Here is a 6,670-nt window from a genome sequence, read left to right as displayed (position 1 = left end):
CATAGTTGCATTTCAACCTTCAGATGCGGTGAAAGAGCGGGTAGCAGACTTGATTGACCGTGAAAAAACTGAGGGACTTGCCTTAGAGGAAAAGTCAGAACTCGACCACTATATGCTGCTAGAACATTTGATGAGGTTAGCTAAAGCACACGCTCGTCAGTATTTGAACCCTGCATAGAGACAGAAAAGATGAGCCGTCCCTACATGAGTGAAGAACTGCGGCGTCTGGTTGCTAATCGTGCGGATTATCTATTTGAATATTCAGCAATGGGGAAGAGTAGAGCAGCATAGAACTGCTACCTTTATCAGTAAATTCCCCATTGTCAAATCCTAATCCAGTTATCTAGATTAGGGTTGAGTCATTTTATCAAAAATGTATGTCTATTTTAGAATTTCTTGCCTCTGCCGATGGAATTGCTCAACTTTGGGCTGCTGATGGTCAATTCTTGGGGGTGCTTTTAAGCAATCAGTCTGACCCAAACTCAATCAATAATCAAAATACTTATGGCAGTTTCTATAGCTATCAAAGCATCAAAAATCCAGCTAGCCCCTACGGAGGAGCTTGTGGACTATATAGCCCTTACAATATCACCTGCATAAACCCTCCAGTGATACTTTACCAAGGTCAGCCGATACTAGTAGTCAGTAAAAATTTGAGCGTTCTGACTAATGGCTTGTCGATTATTGACCCAGATTTGATGTTGAGCGTATATACACAAACTACCTATCAGAATCCAGCCCTTGTACATCAACAGACGATAGCTGATTTCACTAATACACTGTTGCAGACTTCTGCTGATAGAAGTGCGATCAGTGCGAATGCCATTAACCAGGCAATGCAGAACGCTGCTAACCTTTTTCATTAATCCAGCCGTAGGTCTCTTTATCGAGGGTACAGTTCAAAATCTTTATGGTACTAGCAACTTTTTTGAGACATTACAGCCTGCGCCTGAGAACCATATCAGAAACTTCATGACTTGGTAGGAGGAGATTTCAGTGCGGCTCGTATTACCTCTCTAGCACTAATCAGGCGAATCAAATCTCCTGCTCTCCCCTTAATAAGGGGGGCTGGGGGGGTCATTCCGCAATTCTCCAATCTTCTGAAGAATCCTCTCCAAAACTCCCTCCAAATTCCCATACACCTCATTATTAGTGAACCTTAAAAACCGAATTCCCACCGACTCAATAAAAGCCTGTCTTTCTTGGTCATATTCTTGTGCACCATCTTGAAAATGGCTGTCTCCATCAATTTATATCGCTAATTTAAGTTCAGTACAATAAAAATCGACAACAAACCAACCAACACTATACTGACTGCGAAACTTAACTCCTTCAAGTTGCTTACCCTTGAGCTTTTGCCAGAGCAGAAATTCAGCTTTTGTCATATTCCGTCGAAGCTGCTGGCGTTTCGCTTTCTCTGAGGTTCTGTTGTAAAGTTTGGTCATTCCTGCACCCAGGTTTTGTAGAAGGTTAGTCCTGATAGATGTTTCCCCTGGTTAACCCCCCCAACCCCCCTTGGTAAGGGGGGAGTAAGAGAAAGAATCTAAGAAGTCGGGAATCTCTCCTCCAACCCATCAAACAGCGATCGCATCAACGACGCCAGCGATGAGTAACAAGAGAATGCGATCGCACTTCCACCCACCGTCATCCATCTAATAGGTTACCGACCGAACTTCTGGCGCATACGAGAGACAAACATATCCACCTCTGGTAAATTGAGCCGTGTGGCAAACAAAGCAAAGACGCCTAGGCCAACGATTCCGGCTAAACTCAATTGCACTAGCCCAACCAGCAATCCTTGAGCACTCCAAACTTGCTGAATACCCCAATTAACTCCCCAACTGGCCAACCCAGCCAAGACGCTGCCAGCGGTTAAACCCAGGATCGGTACGCTCCATTCAAGCAACGGTAAGCCTCGGAGTTTGCGATTCAATAGCCAAAGTAGCGCGATTGTTGAAGTAAAGTTCACTGTCACCGTTGCCAAAATCAAACCCGGAGCACCGAAACGCTTCACGAGAAAGTAATCGAGTACGGCGTTGAGCAAGATATTGATGATACTAATGCGAAAGGGTGTCTCACCATCGCCCAAGGCATAAAACACTCGCACCAAGACATCGCGCGCCAAGTAGACAAACATCCCAACCCCGTAGGCTACTAGCAAGGAAGCAACGAGCTCTGAAGCTTGGCTCTGAAAGGCTCCACGTTGATAAACCACTTGTACGATGGGAACCGCCAACGTCATCATCAATGCACCCAAAGGCAACATGGTAATGGCGGTAAGGAGTAATCCCTGACGAATGCGCTGCTTGAGTTCAGGCCAATTTTCAGGAGCGGCAAGTCGAGAAAATGTTGGCATCAACGGCACTAAAATCATATTGGAAATAATTCCTAGTGGCGTTTGCACTAATAACCCTGCATAGCTGATTGCCGCTGCTGCGCCGGGGATGGTAGAGGCGAAAAACAAATCGGTGTAGAGGTTAATCTGCAACATGCCGGAGGAAAGGGTGGCTGGCCCCATGATTTTGAGAACGTCAGTTACTCCGGGTTGCTTCCAGTTAAACCGCAGGCGTAACGTCCCTAAACCCGCCCGCCACTGAGCCACGAGTTGGACTAACCACTGTAAGATGGCTCCACTGAGTGTCCCCCATGCCAAAACCATGCCGCCTAGCATGACATATTTGGGCGCGGTGATTTGACTGCCTAGTTGCAAGGCTAAGATACCAATTCCACCAATCACGGTGATACTGGAAAATAAAGGACTGACTGAGGGCAGCCAGTACATGTCAGCGGCGTTGAGGGTGCCGAAGCCAATGCCGATGAGTCCGGCAAGGACAGCCATCGGAGCCATAATTTGTAGTTGTTGGATGGCGATCGCACGCACTTGGGGTGTTAACCCTGGCCCGATCAAGTCGATGAAGACGCCGGAAAATAGAATCAGAACCAGGACGACGAGCAATAAAATCGCTCCCACGAAGGTTGTGATCGTTTCCACAATGGGAGCGGCTTCCGAGCGATCGCGCTTAGCCAGGACACTGATGATCGCGCTGTGAAACGGGCCATTGATCCCACCCAGTAAAATCAACAAAAAGCCCGGAATGACGTAGGCGTAGCTGTAAGCATCAACCGCTGGCCCGACCCCAAAAGCCGCCGCGATCGCTTGTTGACGCACCAATCCAAAAACTTTACTAATCAGTGTGGCAACCGCCACGATGCCGGCAATTCCGGATAGGGAGCGAGCGGTTTTCTGGGTTTTCGACACAAATAATTATTAATTACTCCAGAGAATCATAATAATCAATTCCGAATTTCCTCTAACAATCGGGAGTCTTTTTTTCTGGGGATTATTGGCTCATTGCGCTTCCATGCAGGTGCTCAGAGCGGAAAATGGATACTTATCAGAGGCCAAGCGGCTCACTAAGATTAGTAGCAAGGGATAGGTGTACTGAAAAATCAATAAGATGACTCGCTTAAACCTGGATGACTTCGCCAACCAGATACAGGATTTGCACCAGCGTGTAGCTCAACTGCAACAGCTGATCGGTGAATCGCCGACGCTATCACCTGCTGAGGCTATGAACGATGCTAACCCAACGCGATCGCTAACCGAGCAACAACAACTGGAAACAAGGGCAATAGCCTTTGCAGAACTCAGTGTTGCTGTGGAAGAACTGCACGTCGCTAGCGACGAACTGTATCAGCAGCATGGGGAGTTATTATTTGCTCAACAAGATTTAATCGCAGAGCGCCAGCGCTACCAGCAACTGTTTGAGTTTGCACCCGATGCTTACCTAGTGACTGATGTCAATGGGGTGATTCAAGAAGCCAACCATGCTGCCGCCATACTACTCAAGCATTCGCAACAGTTCTTGGTAGGCAAGCCGTTAGCCGGTTACGTTGTGGAGGAAGAGCGTCAAGTCTTTCGTCATCAACTCAATCAGCTGCGTCATGTGGAGGGGATACAGGAGTGGGAGGTGAGCCTGCGATCGCCCAATCAAACACCGCTGATTACTGCCGTGAGGGTGGGGACTATCCAGACTCCGGAAAGTCAGCCAATCGGTTTCCGTTGGTTGATGCGCGACATTACAGAACGCAAGCGGCTAGAGTTAGAACTGCGGCAAGCTCATGAGCGCTTGCATCTTGCTGCCAACGCCTTAGATGGCATTATCTACGACTGGAACGTTGAAAATGGTACGGTTAAAAGGACACAGGGTCTTGTCGAAGTTGTAGGCTATCGTCCTGAAGAAGCGCAACCTACCCTTAATTGGTGGACTCAGTTAATCCATCCCGACGATCAACCGCGTGTTCGTCAGGTGATTTCCAGCGCCCTCGCCAACAGCAGTAGTTTTGCCACCGAATATCGGATTCGCGACAAAAACCATCAGTACCTGCATATTTGGGATAGAGGACAGATTATCAGAAATGCCAGTGGACGAGCGACGCGTGTCGTTGGTAGTACCTTGAACATTAGCGAGTGCAAACAAGCCGAAGAACAAGCTCAGCGAAGTGCTGCCGAGATTCGTCAAATCTTTAATTTGCTGCCCACTTTGGTCTGGAAATTCTGCCCTGCCAGATTTCAGTTTGTCTATATAAGCGAGATTATGACGGAACTCAGTGGCATTTCCAGAGAGGCATTCTTGGAGAATCCTCAAATTTGGGATGACCGAGTTGACTTGGGGCATGAGTCGCAAGAGGCGCTCAGAATCGCTTGGGAAGCCATTTGCAAAGGCGAATCCTACCAAGTTATTTATCTGTTTCACACCCTTCACCGAGGATCTCGATGGTTTGAAGTGATCGGGCGAGCGGTTGATGAGGAGGGCGTACTCTATTACTACGGCAGCACCACAGACATCACAGAGCGCAAGCAAGCAGAAGAATCCTTACACAGGCTGAACGAAGAATTAGAAAATCGAGTCACAGAGCGCACGGCTGAGCTAGAAAAGCTCAATCACCAACTCCTCGGAGAGATTGCTGAACGCGTGAGCGCTGAGGCAGCACTCCATCAACGGGAACAGGAATATCGAGCCTTGGTAGAACACGCGCCTGATATTATCGAGCGGTTTGACCGACAAGGGTGTCATCTCTATGTCAACCCAGCGATTGAACAGGTCACAGGCAAACCACCGAGTGAGTTTATTGGCAAAACCAATCGGGAACTTTTTATCTCAGAACCCAATTTATCTCTCTGGGAGGATGCGTTAAGTAGAGTTTTTGATACGGGACAGGAAGAACAACTGGAGTTTAGTCTTGTCACCACCCAAGGTCTAAAGTACTACCAAACCCGCTTAGTTGCGGAATTGGAGAGTGATGGCAATTTCATATCTGTTTTGGGAATCAGCCGTGACATCACCGATCATAAGCTAGCGCTTGAGGCACTGCGGGAGAGCGAAGAGCGCTTCCGCCAGTTGACCGAAAATATCAAGGAAGTATTCTGGATGGTTACCCCAGATTCCAGCAAAAGATTATACGTTAGTCCCGCCTACCAGGAGATATGGGGTCGCTCTTGCCAGAGTCTGTATGAACAGTCTAATTCTTGGAGTGATAGTATTCATCCTGAAGATCGAGAGATCGTGATAGCCAAGCTGGAGCGACAGTCTCGTGGTGAATATACGGATGTAGAGTATCGGATTGTGCGACCGGATGGCTCAATGCGTTGGATACGCGATCGCTCGTTTCCCATCTATGATGCACAAGGTCAATTTTACCGCCTTGCTGGAATTGCCGAAGACATCACCTTACGCAAGAAAGCAGAACTAGAAACGTTTAAGGCACTCCAAAGAGAAAAAGAACTGAGTACCGTAAAGTCCAGCTTTGTTGCCATGACTTCCCATGAGTTCCGCACTCCTCTGACGACGATTCGCTCGTCTACCGACTTGTTAGAGCGTTACCGCAACCGCTTGTCAGAGGACAAACAACAGACTCATCTGCATCGCATTAAATCGGCTGTGGAACGGATGACTCAGATGTTGAATGACATCCTCCTGATGAGTGAAGCGGAAGCAGGCAAGCTGCTATTCAACCCTGCACCTTTGAATTTACTCCAATTTTGTCGCCATTTAGTAGACGACGTGCAACTGGGTGCCCAAAAACAGCAGGCGATTCATTTTACCTGTCCCAGCGATGCCGAAGGCGGTTCGCTTCGCGACCATCGCATCCTAGACACACAAGATACCCCTAACCAGGAGACTACACCCTTAGATTCTCCCCTGTGTTCGGTTTCATTGGATGAGAGGCTGCTGCGGCATATTCTCAACAATTTGCTCTCGAATGCTCTAAAGTATTCTCCAGAAGGCAGCACCGTCCAATTTAACCTTACTGCCAAGGGTGACCAAGTAATATTCCAAATTCAAGACCAAGGGATTGGTATTCCCCCAGCAGACCAAACTCGCTTGTTTGAAGCCTTTCATCGTGCCAATAATGTCGGTACGATTCAGGGAACAGGATTGGGATTGGCGATTGTTAAGCAGTGTGTGGACTTACATCAGGGTGAGATTACGTTTACCAGTGAAGTCGGCAAAGGCACAACATTTATCGTCACTTTACCGTTATAGTGCCTGACAAAAACCTTTATTGCTCACTGCTCACTGTTATGGAATCAATCTGCTACCTTCCATTCCTCCAAAGTTGCAATGCCAACCTTGAGGTAGGGGTTATCCAAGAACTCTTTTATCGT

Annotated in this window: 3 protein-coding genes and 1 pseudogene; 2 read left to right on the top strand and 2 right to left on the bottom strand. The window is 47.8% G+C overall.

What is annotated here, in order from left to right; all coding sequences use genetic code 11:
• The first annotated feature begins 377 nt into the window (after window positions 1–377).
• On the top strand, window positions 378–866 hold the full coding sequence (locus V6C93_RS30525; protein WP_333480440.1) for a hypothetical protein: 489 nt from the start codon (window positions 378–380) through the stop codon (window positions 864–866).
• 189 nt (window positions 867–1,055) lie between these two features.
• On the opposite strand, the pseudogene V6C93_RS30520 reads toward V6C93_RS30525, so the two are convergent.
• Together V6C93_RS30520 and murJ are read right to left on the bottom strand one after the other, a co-directional pair.
• A pseudogene (locus tag V6C93_RS30520) lies at window positions 1,056–1,385 on the bottom strand (endonuclease domain-containing protein).
• A gap of 275 nt (window positions 1,386–1,660) precedes the next feature.
• Complete coding sequence (murJ, locus tag V6C93_RS30515) at window positions 1,661–3,259, bottom strand: murein biosynthesis integral membrane protein MurJ (protein WP_333480439.1); 1,599 nt, start codon at window positions 3,257–3,259, stop codon at window positions 1,661–1,663.
• A 199-nt stretch (window positions 3,260–3,458) separates the two neighbouring features.
• Between murJ and V6C93_RS30510 the strand changes: the two genes are divergently transcribed.
• Window positions 3,459–6,548, top strand: a complete 3,090-nt coding sequence (locus V6C93_RS30510; RefSeq protein WP_333480438.1) for a PAS domain S-box protein — start codon at window positions 3,459–3,461, stop codon at window positions 6,546–6,548.
• Window positions 6,549–6,670: the final 122 nt, after the last annotated feature.

This window comes from Allocoleopsis sp., assembly GCF_036703385.1.
Taxonomy (GTDB): Bacteria; Cyanobacteriota; Cyanobacteriia; order Cyanobacteriales; family Coleofasciculaceae; genus Allocoleopsis.
This window is presented reverse-complemented; position numbering and strand designations above follow the sequence as displayed.

What these genes read in the sequence shown, in the direction of transcription:
- V6C93_RS30525 (WP_333480440.1), top strand. Translation starts at nt 378, where the DNA reads ATGTCTATTTTAGAATTTCTTGCCTCTGCCGATGGAATTGCTCAACTT.
- V6C93_RS30510 (WP_333480438.1), top strand. Translation starts at nt 3,459, where the DNA reads ATGACTCGCTTAAACCTGGATGACTTCGCCAACCAGATACAGGATTTG.